The organism is Clostridium yunnanense (assembly GCF_016595795.1).
Lineage (GTDB): Bacteria > Bacillota > Clostridia > Clostridiales > Clostridiaceae > Clostridium_AR > Clostridium_AR yunnanense.
Map to the genome: position 1 here is coordinate 66,729 of NZ_JAENHN010000037.1, position 15,862 is coordinate 82,590.

Below are 15,862 nucleotides of genomic sequence, written 5' to 3' on the forward strand. Positions count from 1 at the left end.
TTTCTTTCTCCTTTGCTGTTATGCTACTTTCTATTATCCAACAAATTTATCATAATATCCACTATATGGACACATCACGCTTTTTGAATACTATCCAGCTTATGAGGGAAAGTACAAAGATGTATACAAGCAATACTGAGATAGAAAAGCTCAACGTCATTTCAGGTCTAGCCGGAAGATGGAATATATAAAGGCTGATGTCGCTGTTAGCAAAGGGCAGGTACTTCAACCATTCCACTTTTGCCGCTGCCTCAATCATTGAATTGCCTACTATCATAATGAACAGTGATATTCCAACCGCCAAGGCACTGTTGCGCAAAACCGTCGATACAGCAAAAGCAAAAGTTACATATCCCATAATAGGGAAAATGCTCAAACCGTACATCTTTATAACCTGCATTATGACATTCTGTTGAACAATCTGACCTTGCTGGTTCAAAAACAAGTCAGTAACATAAAGGTCTCCTACTCCATAAAACAAAGCATTAGCCACATAAGCACATACAACCAACAGTGAAAGCATAACAATAGAAAACAAAACTACGGCTATGTATTTAGAAAACAAAATTTTTGTTCGGCTGTGAGGGCGAATTAGCAAGAGCTTCATTGTTCCCGCTGTATATTCCCCGGCAACCATGTCCGCAGCAATAATAATGGCAAAAATCATTACCATTTCTATTAAACCAGAGAGATTCATCAATTCCGACCACGGATTGTTATGTGGAGCAGCTATATCATTTGCTAAGCGATACCTGGCTATTTTCAACTTATTTTCAGCATCAGCCCTAAGCGTAGGAGATAACTCGCTAATTTTTAACCGTTCTTCATACTTCTTAACAAGCTGCGTAGTTTCGGTTCTCCAATCTTTTGAAGGTTTAGAATTTGCTTTTCCAAGAACAGATGCACCGATGCTGATAACAACTAACACCAATAGCAAAATCCATGTAAGTTTGCGACTATATATTTTCATACTTTCGTTGGCAATTAATCCGATCATTTTTTGTCCTCCGTTACCTCTAAAAATTTATCTTCCAAGGTTTGTTCCTTCATTTGGATACTATATACCTGAATACCTGCGTCCATTAAGTGTCTATTAACTGTTGGAATTTCCTCTTTGTTCATCTCAATCAGCAATTGCCCCGGATGTTCTGTGCATAAAGCTGTTTTGTTTAAAGCAGCAATTATCTTCTTTGCCTGTTCTACTTGAGTAGGTTCCACTGTGACACATACGCCAGAAGCTCCGCTTTTATGGATAAAATCCTGTATACTTTGAATACGTACCAGCTTTCCATTTTGTAGAATACCCACTCTGTCGCACATCAATTCCATCTCAGAAAGCAAATGGCTTGAAACCAAAACGGCAACCCCTTCCTCATTGGCCAGCTTTTTCAGATAATTACGTAATTCATGAATACCGGAAGGATCAAGTCCATTTGTCGGTTCATCCAGAATTAAAAGTGAGGGACGATGCAGAAGAGCCTGCGCAATCCCAAGTCTCTGACGCATACCGAGAGAATAGGTAGCTACTTTATCATGAATCCTGTCCTTTAGTCCAACAATCTCCATCATTTCATTAATGCGGGCCTTTGTTACACCTGGAACCATTCTGGCATAATGCTTTAAGTTCTGATACCCTGTCAAATATTTATACAAATCCGGATTTTCAACAATGGCTCCTACATTCTCAATAGCCTTTTTAAAATCTTTTGTAATACTTTGTCCCTTAATAAGAATATCGCCCTGACTTATCTCTATCAGTCCCACCATCATACGAATTGTGGTTGTCTTCCCTGCTCCATTAGGCCCTAAGAAACCGAATACCTCCCCTGCTGGAATATTAAAAGAAAGATCTTCTACAATATTTTTTCTTCCAACTTTTTTTGTTACATGTAGTAGCTGTACTACTGGCGTTTGGTTCATATATATCTGCTCCTTTTTACAATATATTTAAAAACTCATTATTGCTATAGATAAACTAGTTCCAAATGGAACATACATCCGTGAGTCTATTGCTATTAATATTTAACGGAAATTTCGATTAGTTTTATTAGATGGAACTAGATTATCTATTCCGCTGAACTGATAAAATACTTCAGTAATTAGATTCCAATATGAAGTAGTTTATCTATATCTTCAAGTTAATTATAGAAGTATAAAGTAAACAGACGGTAAACAGAACATAAACATACAGCAAAATCAATTCCCACTTGTGCCCACTATAATTAGATAGAAAAAAAATAATGTTGGTGATAGTTAGACAAGGTTGCTGAAAACATGAAGATTAAACATAGTAAATAAATTAATCCAAGTAAAGCTTAATAGACTGCCTTACTTGGATATTTTAGTATTATCTTTGAACTTGTTAAAAGTGCTAAAATTTTGACGTTTACCGTTTTCCTATCCATATACTCTCTTAAATCTGGTTTTATCAATAATAAATACTAAAAAACAGCCTTCATCTAAAGACGAAAAGCTCTCTGTAAAAACTTTATTAAAATGGAATGCCAGGACTTTATTAGAAATATTAATAGTTCAATATTTGACTACATTTACTTAACCACAAACCACAGTCTCAACATGTGTGCATACAATCCTTCAATACAATCTCGCAAAGACTTTAGCACGCCCCCCCTAGGTCGTTTTTTAATAGGAGGTCTAGGCATAAAACTGGTATTATAATTGGATTTGCAATACCCACCATCCTATATTTTGGGGTTTTGCACGTTGAAAGATATCCAAACTACGCCCCCCTCATATTCCTATAACTCTTCATCACCAACTAGTAATTCTTTAAGCCATTTAGGTAATCTATTAACTTTTTTAAACCCTAGAATTTTATCAGCAATTTCTTTAGCATCCTCTTTCCTCCAAAATCTATCCTTAATGTAGCATTCCCTACAACAATACTTTAGATGATTAATGCCTAAAGACTTAAATTCTTTTCCATAGTATGAACATTTTAGATCATAAGCTTTATGATGTGTTTTCTCACAATTCTCATCTTAAAGGTAAAACAGTATATGGCAATCAAATTTTAGTTTCATTACTTTCTTGTGATGGATTGGAACTTCCTTATTTAATATACATTTACGATAAGGATTCTATGAGTAAAATAGAACTAACCCAAAGATTAGTTGAATCTCTACCTAATCCTGAAAATAAAGGATATGTGTTGTGTGATAGTTGATATAGTTGTAAAGCTTACTTATGATTAGACGGATATCAAGTAAGGAGTGAAAAGAGCATTGGCAGATATCTTGCAATAATGACTATAAATTATACTTATTACAAATTATACTCTAATGAATCATATCACTTTAATACTTGATATAAATCAGCCAAGAAAGCTCTAATAAAATCTAAAATAACATATATCTACGAAGCTACCGCTACCGGAAAGTCACTAGAAGAAGTTTTTAAAACATTAAAAATAGCTTAGTTAATCTTTTGGTTATTTAAGTGCAAAATTATTCAAGCAAAAATTCACTATTATAGTAAATATAATATATACTACAAGAAGTAAAATGTTTATTAACCATTTACAAAAAAGGACATTTTCTGTGTAATCATTAAATATGATAAAAGAAAAAACAAAAAAACGCATTAATTAGAAAAAAATCAAAAGAATACTTTGTATATATTTAAAGTATTTACTACATATATGCAACAAAATGAGGAAACAAAAAAATAAAAACATTTCATAATTCTACAAAATAAATAATAGAAGAGCAATATAATACAAATATAGCATAAAAATTACATATGTAGGAACAGATGATTAGAATAAAATATCTATTGATTATTTGTAAAAACATTTTTTGAGATTAAAAGAAATACATAATATCATTATGTGTAAAAGGTTAAAAATACCTACAATAGAGAAAAGTCTGAGAAAGATTTTAATATTGATTATTCAAACGAATTAGCGTTTATAATGTCAACTTCAGGTACAACAGGCATACCAAAAAGGGGGATGCTGAGTCCCGATAACATAATATCTAATTTACAAGATATAGATGAATATTTCAAATTATCAGACGAAGATCATGTTTTATCATGCAACGGTTATGACTGGGGAGTTTTTAATAGGGCTTATTAGCGGTTGCAGAATTAGCTTTTATAATGAGGGATTTTCACCAAACAGATTATCAAATTTCATAAAAAAGTTAACTGTACTGGTATGTGTGCAATACCTACAATGTTTTACAATATTGGAATCGATAAAGGAAAATTGGATTTGGATACTCTAAGAATTATTGTTATAAGTGGCCAATGTGTAAACTGGAAAGTATCAGAAAAATTAATCAAGGCTTTTTCTAAAGCAAAAGTTGTAGAAAATGATGATAGCTGTGTAATCAATGTAGAAGTAGAAGAGTTATTAATCCAAGGCTCAATCGTTATGAAAAGTTACTGGAATGACCAAGAAAAGACGAATGAAAAAATAAAGAATGGGTGGCTTCATACAAGCGATTTGGCTTATAAAGATAAAGATAGCTTTATTTATATAAAAGGAAGATTAGATGATATGATAATTAAGGCAGGAGTTAATATTTACCTTCAAGAGATAGAAGCTATACTGCTTTAAGATGAAAATATTAAAGAGGTAGTAGCTTAAGGAGAAGTTGATGTCAGGTATATGCAAAGTATAAGTGTTGCAGTTACTACTTCTGAAAAAAAATATAGATACAGCCTTTCTAATGGGTTTATGCCGTAAAAGACTCTAGCTTTATCAGCGCCCTGAAAAGGTTTATATATTAGACAATATTCCTAGAAATGGATGTGAAAAATTACTTCGCAAGCAAATAGTAACCTTTATAGAAAAATTCTAGAGTTATTAATTTTGGAGGTGTGAAATATGATGAAAAAGTTACCATTTAATTACCCGCCTTTGGTGGATGCATTCAGTGGTGGGGCAGGAAAAATGGCAGTACAAATGACAGACTATAAACAGTTGCCTTTACTTCTTTCGAATCATCTTACAATAGCATATTATTACGATATAAATACCATAGGATTTAATTGGTATTGCTACAATGAAGATGGGTTTAAATTAACTGAGATAGAAGAAGATCTAATCGAAGTTGAAAAGAATAAAAATATTATCCCATATTTAATTGAGTGCTTAGATAAAGATTACTACATGCATTTATATCTTGATCATTATTATATATCAGATTGTGATTCGTATCGAAAGAGGCACTTTCTACATGACAGTGCAACTGTTTTTGGGTATGATACAGCAAGTAATGTATTTTATGCTGCTGATAATTTTAAAGATCGTAAATATGTAATCATGGAAATACCTTTTAATCAGATAGAGGATGCTATAAGAGGTGCTATAGATAAGCCTGCTACAAAGTATAAATTAGATAAGTCGATAAACTTTACTTTAGAAATTGATGCAATAATTTTAATAATTAAAGGATATTTGGAGAGTACATATCTTGTGGATGGGCCAAAGAAACATCCAAAGGATATCAAAGTAGCATATGGTATGGAGATATATGATGTCTTATTTAGCTATTTGAATAGATTAATTGAAGGCTATGATAGATATGATCATAGATCGTTTCATGTTATGTGCAATCATAAAGCTGTTCTGGTTGCATTGGTAAAATATTTAATTGAAAAGAATTTGGTTTTAAACGGAGCATCTATATTGGCAAGATTTGAAGAGTTGCATAGCAAATTTATGACATTAAGAAATGTTTTTCTTAAATATAGCATAACTAAGAATATAAATTTATTGAGTAAAGTTCAGGAAAATTTAAATAATATTAAACAATTAGAAAAAGATAGCCTTAATCTTCTCTTAAATAATATTGTTACAATTGCATAATGAACTATTAATTAAGTAAATTTTATGAAAATAAAAACTATGTTTATATATATGTCCACATGATAAGGTTTAAAAAACGAATTAAGAAGATTTTATCTGTTAGTGTGTATAATCTTTATTCCAAAAGACACTTGCTAAAAATTAAAATATTACAATTATAATGAAGGCTTTAGTCTCTATTAAAGGCATATAAATAATTTCGTGAGCATTATGTGCGAAATATAAAGTTAAGTAATTCTAAAGAAAATTATGAGGTGTTTAATCACAATGTTAGTAAGTAATGAGAAAGAAAGGAAATTGTAATATAACTCCACTTAATTAGACATATATTGAAAATATTCCCTATATAATAGTGCAAAAATACTTGAATGACTTTACAGCTAAATACAATAACAAACATTTATGGTAAATTCCTGCTATAATCGAGTTCCGACACACCAACTACAGCAAGGAGCTTTGCATAAATATTTCAGAACACAATCATATCAAATGAATTATTAATACACAAATTCTTTAGACAATTAATTTTTGATTTTTACCTAACAAAACCTCAACTGAAGCATCTAGAAGGCATTATATATGCTGTGTTATCAAAAAGATATAAACAAAAATATCGAATATAGCGGAGCTTGCTTCGCAACTGCATCGAACTCGCATTACTCGATTTTTATCGAGTAGTTCATGAAATGAAGAATTTTGGATTCACACCTTAAGAGCATTAGTTATAGAACTAACCCAAAGATTAATTGAATCTCTACCTAATCCTGAAAATAAAGGATATGTGTTGTGTGATAGTTGGTATAGTTGTAAAGCTATTTTTAATAGTTCCGAAAAAGCTAGTTACAGCTACATAGGAGCTATTAAAACTAATAGAAAATTTATCCTAAATGGCATGAGACATTAGGAATAAAACTCCATAAATTTGTAGCAACACTAGATATAGATGACTTTGACCTTGTCACAGTTAAAGATCAAGAATACTATATTTATAGCTATTTTGGGCTATAATTCTTATATAGGTTTATCCTGCCAAGCTACCGCTGTATCCATTACCTTGTCGATAATTTTCGATATTGTTGTATTATATCTCCGAATAGCCTCTGAATGAGTCCATTATCAGCAACTACATATACAAAAAGAGAGCATACATAGATTTGATTTACACAAATCTATGTATGCTCCCGTAGCCTTTCCTATTTTTCTGTTCAAAAGTATTTTGCTAAGTCTTTTAACTTATGAAACTTGCTTGTACCCTTTTCACGAAAAAGTTGGATATATTAACCAATAATAATTCCCATCTGTGATTTCACTTATTCATGTTAATTCATCTTTAAAAGTAATTCATTAGAATTGTAGAAAAAATAATCTTAACTTTCAATTTTTGGTACTTAACCGAATAACGAATACTGTTTTAATCCGATTTCCATAAGTTTGAGAATTTCCAACTTCTTTTTTCGACTATTCTATGCTCATAAAATCCACATAAAAAATTGTATTATTATAGGAAGATTTTACTCTGTGTTTTTCCAGATTCATATATCGCACAGATCATTCTCTGCGTTTTTAATGTATCATATACTGATATATAAGCCTCATTATTCTTCTCAATACTCTCATAAAAATTATTTATTTGCTTTATATGACTTATTCCCCAGCAATCTTTATTGAAAGGCCCATACTTTTCTTTCTCTGTAATATCAGTTTTAGCAATACTTTCTTGTCCATCATTATAGATGATACTGGCATAGTCACCTGTTATCTTAGCAATCCCATTTTCACAATGAATTGCTATTTCAATTGGTGCATCATATGAGTAGTAGTTCATTGCGTAAAATGAAGTTATTACTCCGTTTTTATATTTAATTATTCCTTCTGCACAATCCTCTACTTGGATTATCTTATGATGTCTGTTACTAATTCTTGCATCAACATATTCTATTTCGTCGTCAATAAACCATCTCATTAAGTCTAATGTATGTATAGCTTGATCAATAACTACTCCTCCACCTTCTTTTTCCCAAGTTCCTTTCCAGTCACTACTCAAATAATAGTCATCTGTTCTGCACCAGGTTACTGATGCCTTGGCGGATTTAATCTTTCCCAATCTACCGGATATTAAACTTTGTTTAACTAACTGAGAAGATGCATTATACCTATTCTGAAAAACAACCCCTAATTTGACATTATTATCTTCAGCCGCCTTTAACATTTTTAGAGAATCCTCATAATTTATACTCATAGGTTTTTCTGTAAATACATGTTTTCCCAAATTGCATAAATACTGAGCCATCTCAGAATGCAAATAATGTGGTGTACATAAATGAACCACTTCAATTTCTTCTTTCTGCAGCATTTGTTTATAGTCTGTATAATACTTACATTTAAATCTTTCTGCTGTGGCTTTCGCAATATCTTCCTTAATATCACACACTGCAACCAGCTCTACTTTATCAGTATAATCTAAAGGAAATAAATGAGCTAAACTTATTGTCCCACAGCCTATTACCGCTGTTTTAAATCTCTTCATAAAATCCGTACCAATCATATTGGTACTTCCTCCCTTTCTTTATTTATCAATCATTAAAAGTAACTCTCTAAGGCCTAATGATTCATAGTCATGGTTAATCAATTATACCCTCTATTCATAAATTACTTTAATATCGTAGAATAGTATTTCGTGATTAATTTTCATCCATGTTTTAGAGAATAATCCAACGGAATCAATTTCCTCATTCAAATACATACTATATATCAGTTTTGTTTCATTTTCTTCATAATCATGTATATAGAAGAAAATTTCATTATCCTTCTTGCAAACTTTAAAATAACTCTTAGTTTCTTGATTATAAGAGGCTTTGCTATATACTTGAAATTTATCACCTAAACTAGGGCAAAATATAGAAACTTCCTCTTTTTTATGATTCCCAAAAAGATACTTAGTTCCATCTTTAAGTTTGACAATAATTCCCGCATGAAACCATTCTCCTAAATTTGTATTAGTGCTTATTCTCGTCTCTATTGAAAACCTCTTCCCTATATCCTTAATTAAAATCTGAGCCGCGTTATCCTGAGCTAACCATGTATCATAGGTTTTAAATATATAATGTTTTATTCTTATACCTTTTTCAGTGTTCTCAATCACTGCATCGTTATTATTTAGAATAACAAAGCCTTTACTTATAGATGATTCTTCTTGTTTTACACTCTTTATATCAGCAAGTATGCTAATTAATAAGGTTCTGCATTCATTTTCTAAACTTATATTTTTTTCTATTCTCTGATATATATCTTTAAAATCATTAGCTTTCCTTGCAGCATAATAAGCAGTCTTATTTCTTATCTCTATCCATTCCTTATTTACCTCACCGCTTAGTTCGGTAAACTTTTCTACACTTATCTGGTCTACTTTAACCTCTTTTAATAATTCATTAATGTAGAATTGGTACACTGATTTAAAATTCGTAAACCCATACATCATTTGAGAATCACCCGAACCGCTTCCTAGCTGTTTAACAAGCTCTTCTTCCCAATAAATACTATTTAATTTTCCATCTTGCAGCATACGCAATATACGCTCCAGCAGTTTTAATGTGTCATAAACTGAAACGTTCTTCTTACTACATTTCCGAAAAGTATAAAGGTACTGTATGCTTTCTTCATTTTCAAAATATGCACAATATAGTTTACTCAAATCATACATATCAACCTTTTTAATTGCAAAGTCTCCCAGAATAGTACTTGCTCCGGAATCAATATGTGCACTATCCAATATATAATAAATGTTAGTATCACTATCGTACCCCTTAATTATAAATAAGTGTGAAAAGTGCTCCTTCTTATAGTTAGGAAAGTAAAACAAATTATATAGGTCTCCTGGGATTAATACCGGCATATCATTGTCGATTGCCTTTTTGATACAATTATGCATAGCTTCTTTGTTATCAAATTTCTGCTTTACTATTTCAATGTCAAAAATATCCTTGATAAATTCGTTATAGATATCAATAAATGAGTATGGTGTTTTATTTTCGTCTTTTGCTATATAAACTTGTACAAAACTACTTATTAACAGATATATATCAAAGTACCTTTTATTAAAAGACTTAAAAGCAATTGCCAAAGGTTTATAAAAACAATTAAGTTCCTTCCAGCTAAAATTATCTTCGTTCGGAGTGATACTATTGACAATCTTATATTTAATTTTATCTAAGGATACATTGTTTACAATCCACTCATCATCTACCACTTTTATCCTCCTATACTAAATTAATAACACTATTACTTTTATTTCGAATGTACAAGTACTTAATATGGCTTTTCGTTCTTTACAAAGTTAACATAAAGCACCATTTATAACACGTATAATTAATTAACTTGTCATTCTGTCATATCTTTTTTTATTTTTCATAAAAGTAAGGAAAATGCAGCAATTTCAACTTCCCTTTCGACCAATTCAATTAATTCAAACTTTTGATTTCGCTTATTATTGTAAACTGATATGATATATCCGTCTTTTTCAAAGGTTAACATTTTATCATAAATTTCACAGCTTAATACATTGAAGTAATTAAGAGGCATAGACAAACCTTTGCCACTATACTTTACGTAAGCTTCCTTTTTAGTCCAAACCTCGCAAAAGCGTCTGTCTGACTGAAAGTTATCTTGGATAATATATTCCTGCTCGTCAGAAGTAAAAAATCTTTTAGCTATGTAAGGGTCAGCTTTTCGTATCTTTTCAATATCCACTCCAATAGCGGAATCTGATATAGCCAAAACTATTGCATCTCTAGTATGGGAAATGTTGTAGTTAAAATTCACATATTGATTAATGTAAGGCTTGCCGTGGTCACCTTTTTCAAAAACTATATCTGAGTTCTTCATATCAAGTGCTTGACATGCAGTGATTCTAACAAGTAGATCAGAATATAAACTGAGTTTTTTGTCAATATCTAAATGATATCGTTTAATTTGTACTTGCTTTTGGTGTGATATAAAAAAAAGAAGTTTATTAAACTGAGGCTGTTCTACTTGCTTTGCTATAGGTAAAAAATATAGCTTGTTCATTGCTTTTGTTCATCAGTAGCAGTCATACCGGCACTTAATCGCACCAAGAACAGCTGGGGTAAACTATTACCAAATTTATAGCAATCTCCTTCAATTACCGATTCTAATGCAAATATATATTTTTGCATCTTTATACCTCCTCATATTAGTTTGACTTTTATAGTGAGATAGTCTATTCAAGAATCCTCAAGGCATTTGTATATGTTTTTTTATCTACAGTCATATTTTTTGAAATTGGTGTGATACATACTTTTTTCTCATATTTTAATTGATATATATCACTATGCTTATCCAATTCAATTTCACTCCATTTAATTTCCGGTTTTAGCCAAAACTCCTTTGATAAATCTCTCTTTTTGGGCTTTTGAAATATATAATAATTCTGAGTGCTTTGCGTGGTCAATACTATATCTGTATGTTCATTTGCTGTTTTCGGGATATTTACATTAAGAACGGCTATTTCTTTAATCCATTTATCCTTTAAGATTTTTTTGACTATTAATTCGGTAAAGTATCTAGCTATACTCCAGTCTTGTTCTCCATAATTAGAGTCATGGTGTAAATCCAGATTCATTTCCAATGAAATAGCCAAAGCCGGAATATCGAATGAGCAAGCTTCTAATGCTGCACCTACAGTACCGCTGCAAGACAATGAATACCCAATATTTTCACCAAAATTTATACCTGACACACAGAGGTCAGGCTTTCTTGATGTCAACTCTAAAATACCATGAGCAACTGCTTGTGCTGGTGAACCATGTACCTGGTAAGCATCATAAGTAATCCCATTTATATTAAATTGTACTGCTTTTATTACCCCTGAACCATCTGTTCTTAGATAAGATCTACTCATTGCCGTTTGCTGATAGGCAGGTGCCACAATTAACAAATCCCCAATATTATATAGAGCTTCTGCTGCTGCATGTAGGCCGTGAGAATTTATTCCATCATCATTTGTCAGAAGAATTAGTGGTTTCATTATTCATACCTCATATACTTATATTTATATGCATAGACACGAGTGTCCATCAAAATAAAGATCTGCTATTGAGCATATTCGAAGATAATATTGGTCTACACGAGGAATAAAATCCTCCATCTGTAGCCGGATTGATTGCGGCTGTCCACATTTTGTTTTAAAAAAACTACCATATATTTTATTAACCTGGCCGGAAAATAGCTTTAACCCCTCCTCAATATCAATTTCAACTAAACCAGACACTTCGTTCTGTCTTAACTCAAAATTCTCAAGTATTGTATTATCTTCAAGTAAATATACATGGTTAAATTCATAATTGCATATATTATTAAAGCGATATGCTGTAATTCGGACTCCCAGATAATGCATATGATTAAGCAAAGGGTTTATGCCGAGTTCTTCTTCTATCTCCCTCACTCCAAGCTCTTTTGTTTCTCCCGCCAAGAGATGACCCGCAGCAGAAATGTCCAATAGATTCGGTGAATCTTCCTTTTCATTTGCCCGTTTCTGGAATAGAATATAACGGCGATCTCCATTTTTTCTTATTATCCAGCAATGGAACGTCTGATGCCATAAGCCTTCCTTATGAACTACAGATTTTGCGGCTGTTCCAATATGATGAAAATTCTCATTAAATATATCTATTATTTCGTCCATAATAATGACCTTTCCTTTCCATTGTGCTGCTAAGTAGAGTTTAGGATACAGATGATTCTAGCAATAGCTTGATTATTAACCGTATATTAAGAGTACGGTATGTAAGAATATTTATAACCCTTTACGTCCAGTCACAAACATTACGGTGCTTGCGGCAATATCGCACACTTTTTCCCCACGTCGATATTTGTTTATTCGTTCATCAAAGCTGATATCAATAAGTTTTTCTAACCGCTTTCTTTCTCTGGCGGATAAACAGTCGGGATTGTTTCGAAGCGCTCTTTCAATACTTTCTAGCGCATATAATCTGTTTGCTTTAATCTGTTTTTCCGCCATTTCTGAAGTGACTGAATGATTATCAGGTGCATAATCTACAATGGTGCAAAATTGAATATCAACATTTTTAAATCCACATTTCTCAAGCTCATAATAGTAAGCATCCTCTGCCATTTCATATTTTTCAAAACTATGGGAAGATTCAAAACACTGACTTTCTTTCCATGCCTCGTCAAATTGAGTTGTTCTATGCCAGTTTTTTGGCAATAAGCTTAATTTGTGTCTTGTTGACATAACTGTAATAATACCTCCTGGTTTCAACACACGGTATTGTTCGCGTAGAAACAACTGCGGCGGAACATGTTCAATAACTGTGTGTGAAAATGTTAAGTCAAATGTATTATCATCAAATGGAAGAGATACTGCATCACCAACAGCAAACTTGCAGTCTAATCCCAATTCAGATGTTTTGAGTCTGGCATAATTAATATGGTTATCATCCCTATCAATGCCATTCGCACTTATACTAGGTAGAATCTGTTTTAATTGATGAAGTAAAAATCCGCCAGCACAACCTACTTCCAAAACATTCATATTTTCAGAGACCTTCATTAACGGTAACCAAACCTCTTTATTATCTAACCTAAAGCGGAGACTGCGAGAAACATAAAGTGATTCAGTTGTTTGTATAAAATCGGACCATGTTGTATTCATGTCATCCTCCTCAATTTAACCATACGCAATATTAAAATATAGTCACATTTATCTGGATTCTACATAGTCAATAATAGACTGTATTGTTGGAAAAACGGAAATCGAGAGCTTGTTATCTTCAAACTCAAAACCAAAGGCATCCTCTATAGCAACCACAATTTTAATAAATACAATGGAATCAACCTTAAGATCAGAAATACTATCGGATACTGAGATATCTTTATTCGTTCTTTCACCAATGGTTGAGAGGATAATTTTAATAACTTGATCTTTTATATTAGAAATATCAGTTTTTTTAATTTCTTTTTTTTTATTCTCCATTTTTACTATTGTATGATATAAAAATAAATCATACATACCTTTCATACTTTATTTGAAAACTCATTGCTAAAGAATGTAAGAAGCGTTTTCACCTTATTCGGTAAGAATTGTAAACAAATCATCAACCTTTGCAACCAGGTAATCTGCACCTACATTAGACAGTTCCTTATAGGAGCCGTAACCATACAATACCCCTATACTTTTAATACCAATCTCCCTTGCGGCGTATATGTCATGCTTTCTGTCGCCAACCATAATGGAATTGCTGGTATTTATGCCGTGAACTCTAGTGATTGCATCATTAATTATTTGACTTTTACTAGTTATACCTTTTTGGGATTGGCTTCCTGAAATACAATCAAAATATTGATATAAGCCAAAATGTTTTAATATAGCCTCAGCGTAATAAACCGACTTTCCTGTTGCTACAATTAGTCTATTATTCACACATATTCGCTCAAGCAGATTATTTACGCCATCATAAATAGTATTTTCGTAAAGTCCGATTTCAGAATAATATTGATGGAACCTGTCAATCGCTTTTTCTGTCGCCTTATCGTCTAAATGAAAGAAGTTGTTAAAAATACTGCGGAGTGGAGACCCTATGCAAGAGATAAGTTTCTCTGTCTCTATGGTATATATTTCATATTGCGATATAGCAAACTTTATTCCATTAAGAATTCCAGCTTTAGAGTCTGTCAAAGTACCATCCAAATCAAACATAATATAGCCATTTTTCATGGATTGCTCCTTTTTCTCGAATATTTACATATATGGTTGCACTTATTCTTACAATGACTCATCAATTTTATATCCATTAATATTATAAGTCCTGCAACCAGCTTTGATCATGGGAAAGCTTCCTGATAAACATTAGTTTACTGTTATCAATACCACTTCCGTGATGATATTTAAACACTACCTTATCCTCTTCTAATGTACCAACTATTTCGATTTTACCGGTTGCATGTGATAGAATATACCTAAAGGATTTAGATATACCATCTAACTTTTTCCGTGCATTATCAACTAATTGAGCCCCCTTCAGGATTGGTACCTGAAAAATATTCTTTGCCCCTTTAACTGGTCGGCATTGAAATAAATAATATGGCTCGATTCCTATAGTCGACAGGGTTTCCATTAGTTCACAGAGAGTTTCTTCATTATCATTTACTCCATTTAGCAATACGGATTGGTTTCTTAACAGAACTCCACTTTCACTGAGAATCTTAGCGGCCTTCTTTGTTGAATCGGTAATTTCTCTGGGATGATTTGCCTGGCTGACAATATAAATCTGCTTTTTAGCACTATATTTCCTAAAAGCAGAAATAAGTCTTTTATCATTAATAATCCTTTCAGGCATTGCAACCAGCAGCCGTGTCCCAAATCTAATGTAATTTAGATGATCTATACTACACAAATTATCTAGATACTCTTCAATCTTCTTCGTTGACATAAGGAGCGCATCCCCGCCAGAAATCAACACATTAGTGATCTGTTTATTCTTCCTTATATAATCCACAGTTTCTTCCATATTAGGCTCAGTTTCTCGCGTAGTAACTCCAACCATTCTCTTTCGAAAGCAATGCCGGCAGTATACCGCACATTGATTCGTAGCTAGCAGCAATACAGTCTGTGGGTATTTATGCTGTACTCCCCTTAAAACAGTATTAATAGTCTCATTACTAGTGTCAACTAAGCCATCGTCAGCCAGTTCATCAAGGGATGGAATACAAAGTTTGAACAATGGATCCTGCGGATCATTTAAGTTAATGAGAGATAAATAGTGTTTGCTAATCTTGATAGGATACTTTTGGGTAACAGCATCTAATTGTTCAACTTTCTCCTGTCCCAGTACATGTGTTAACTGTCTTAAATCTTCATAATTTTCAATCATATTTCCCCTCCAAACAACAACATACATTAGTTTTATAGCTTAGTATTTTTATTTAATAATAATACTTAAGCATATTCACGATAACAATCCTTCAACTACGAAGGAAATACACCTT

Annotated in this window: 15 protein-coding genes and 2 pseudogenes; 5 read left to right on the forward strand and 12 right to left on the reverse strand. The window is 32.1% G+C overall.

Annotated features, from left to right (window positions below):
• Positions 1-61: 61 nt before the first annotated feature.
• Both JHL18_RS11685 and JHL18_RS11690 read right to left on the reverse strand, forming a co-directional pair.
• Positions 62-997: an ABC transporter permease gene (locus JHL18_RS11685; RefSeq protein WP_200269336.1), complete on the reverse strand. Its 936-nt coding sequence runs from the start codon at positions 995-997 to the stop codon at positions 62-64.
• On the reverse strand, positions 994-1,920 hold the full coding sequence (locus JHL18_RS11690) for an ABC transporter ATP-binding protein (protein ID WP_200269338.1): 927 nt from the start codon (positions 1,918-1,920) through the stop codon (positions 994-996). Before JHL18_RS11690 ends, JHL18_RS11685 begins: the two co-directional genes overlap by 4 nt.
• Positions 1,921-2,989: 1,069 nt before the next feature.
• Between JHL18_RS11690 and JHL18_RS26585 the strand changes: the two are divergent.
• From JHL18_RS26585 to JHL18_RS26590, 5 genes and pseudogenes are all read left to right on the forward strand, one after another.
• A pseudogene (locus tag JHL18_RS26585) lies at positions 2,990-3,439 on the forward strand (IS701 family transposase); the annotation flags it as partial.
• Positions 3,440-3,904: 465 nt separating this feature from the next.
• On the forward strand, positions 3,905-4,099 hold the full coding sequence (locus JHL18_RS11700; protein WP_338025468.1) for an AMP-binding protein: 195 nt from the start codon (positions 3,905-3,907) through the stop codon (positions 4,097-4,099).
• Positions 4,100-4,198: 99 nt separating this feature from the next.
• A complete protein-coding gene (locus tag JHL18_RS11705; protein ID WP_200269342.1) occupies positions 4,199-4,585 on the forward strand; it encodes an AMP-binding protein in 387 nt (128 codons plus the stop codon).
• A 270-nt stretch (positions 4,586-4,855) separates the two neighbouring features.
• Positions 4,856-5,839 (forward strand): hypothetical protein, encoded by a 984-nt coding sequence (locus JHL18_RS11710; RefSeq protein ID WP_200269344.1) that lies wholly within the window; start codon positions 4,856-4,858, stop codon positions 5,837-5,839.
• Between the two features lie 464 nt (positions 5,840-6,303).
• Positions 6,304-6,841: pseudogene (locus tag JHL18_RS26590) on the forward strand (IS701 family transposase); the annotation flags it as partial.
• Positions 6,842-7,337: 496 nt separating this feature from the next.
• On the opposite strand, the gene JHL18_RS11715 reads toward JHL18_RS26590, so the two are convergent.
• From JHL18_RS11715 to JHL18_RS11755, 10 genes are all read right to left on the reverse strand, one after another.
• Positions 7,338-8,384 carry a Gfo/Idh/MocA family protein gene (locus JHL18_RS11715; protein WP_243277866.1) on the reverse strand — a complete coding sequence of 349 codons (1,047 nt, stop codon included), beginning with the start codon at positions 8,382-8,384 and terminating at the stop codon, positions 7,338-7,340.
• A gap of 93 nt (positions 8,385-8,477) precedes the next feature.
• Positions 8,478-10,085, reverse strand: coding sequence for a BtrH N-terminal domain-containing protein (locus JHL18_RS11720; protein WP_200269346.1), 1,608 nt, complete (start codon positions 10,083-10,085; stop codon positions 8,478-8,480).
• A 158-nt stretch (positions 10,086-10,243) separates the two neighbouring features.
• Positions 10,244-10,903, reverse strand: coding sequence for a 4'-phosphopantetheinyl transferase family protein (locus JHL18_RS11725; protein WP_200269348.1), 660 nt, complete (start codon positions 10,901-10,903; stop codon positions 10,244-10,246).
• On the reverse strand, positions 10,900-11,031 hold the full coding sequence (locus JHL18_RS26235; RefSeq protein WP_274600953.1) for a hypothetical protein: 132 nt from the start codon (positions 11,029-11,031) through the stop codon (positions 10,900-10,902). Before JHL18_RS26235 ends, JHL18_RS11725 begins: the two co-directional genes overlap by 4 nt.
• A 44-nt stretch (positions 11,032-11,075) precedes the next feature.
• Entirely contained in the window at positions 11,076-11,882 is an 807-nt protein-coding gene (gene surE / locus JHL18_RS11730; protein WP_200269351.1) for a 5'/3'-nucleotidase SurE, read from the reverse strand.
• A gap of 24 nt (positions 11,883-11,906) precedes the next feature.
• Positions 11,907-12,539 (reverse strand): NUDIX hydrolase, encoded by a 633-nt coding sequence (locus JHL18_RS11735; RefSeq protein WP_200269353.1) that lies wholly within the window; start codon positions 12,537-12,539, stop codon positions 11,907-11,909.
• Between the two features lie 111 nt (positions 12,540-12,650).
• Entirely contained in the window at positions 12,651-13,529 is an 879-nt protein-coding gene (locus JHL18_RS11740; protein WP_200269356.1) for a class I SAM-dependent methyltransferase, read from the reverse strand.
• Positions 13,530-13,577: 48 nt separating this feature from the next.
• Entirely contained in the window at positions 13,578-13,895 is a 318-nt protein-coding gene (locus JHL18_RS11745; protein WP_200269358.1) for an acyl carrier protein, read from the reverse strand.
• Between the two features lie 48 nt (positions 13,896-13,943).
• Positions 13,944-14,591, reverse strand: coding sequence for an HAD hydrolase-like protein (locus tag JHL18_RS11750; RefSeq protein ID WP_200269360.1), 648 nt, complete (start codon positions 14,589-14,591; stop codon positions 13,944-13,946).
• Between the two features lie 82 nt (positions 14,592-14,673).
• Positions 14,674-15,747, reverse strand: coding sequence for a KamA family radical SAM protein (locus JHL18_RS11755; RefSeq protein WP_200269362.1), 1,074 nt, complete (start codon positions 15,745-15,747; stop codon positions 14,674-14,676).
• Positions 15,748-15,862 lie beyond the last annotated feature (115 nt).

What these genes read in the sequence shown, in the direction of transcription:
- JHL18_RS11685 (WP_200269336.1), bottom strand. Translation starts at nt 997, where the DNA reads ATGATCGGATTAATTGCCAACGAAAGTATGAAAATATATAGTCGCAAA.
- JHL18_RS11690 (WP_200269338.1), bottom strand. Translation starts at nt 1,920, where the DNA reads ATGAACCAAACGCCAGTAGTACAGCTACTACATGTAACAAAAAAAGTT.
- JHL18_RS11705 (WP_200269342.1), top strand. Translation starts at nt 4,199, where the DNA reads ATGTTTTACAATATTGGAATCGATAAAGGAAAATTGGATTTGGATACT.
- JHL18_RS11710 (WP_200269344.1), top strand. Translation starts at nt 4,856, where the DNA reads ATGATGAAAAAGTTACCATTTAATTACCCGCCTTTGGTGGATGCATTC.
- JHL18_RS11715 (WP_243277866.1), bottom strand. Translation starts at nt 8,384, where the DNA reads ATGATTGGTACGGATTTTATGAAGAGATTTAAAACAGCGGTAATAGGC.
- JHL18_RS11725 (WP_200269348.1), bottom strand. Translation starts at nt 10,903, where the DNA reads ATGAACAAGCTATATTTTTTACCTATAGCAAAGCAAGTAGAACAGCCT.
- JHL18_RS26235 (WP_274600953.1), bottom strand. Translation starts at nt 11,031, where the DNA reads ATGCAAAAATATATATTTGCATTAGAATCGGTAATTGAAGGAGATTGC.
- surE (WP_200269351.1), bottom strand. Translation starts at nt 11,882, where the DNA reads ATGAAACCACTAATTCTTCTGACAAATGATGATGGAATAAATTCTCAC.
- JHL18_RS11735 (WP_200269353.1), bottom strand. Translation starts at nt 12,539, where the DNA reads ATGGACGAAATAATAGATATATTTAATGAGAATTTTCATCATATTGGA.
- JHL18_RS11740 (WP_200269356.1), bottom strand. Translation starts at nt 13,529, where the DNA reads ATGAATACAACATGGTCCGATTTTATACAAACAACTGAATCACTTTAT.
- JHL18_RS11745 (WP_200269358.1), bottom strand. Translation starts at nt 13,895, where the DNA reads ATGAAAGGTATGTATGATTTATTTTTATATCATACAATAGTAAAAATG.
- JHL18_RS11750 (WP_200269360.1), bottom strand. Translation starts at nt 14,591, where the DNA reads ATGAAAAATGGCTATATTATGTTTGATTTGGATGGTACTTTGACAGAC.
- JHL18_RS11755 (WP_200269362.1), bottom strand. Translation starts at nt 15,747, where the DNA reads ATGATTGAAAATTATGAAGATTTAAGACAGTTAACACATGTACTGGGA.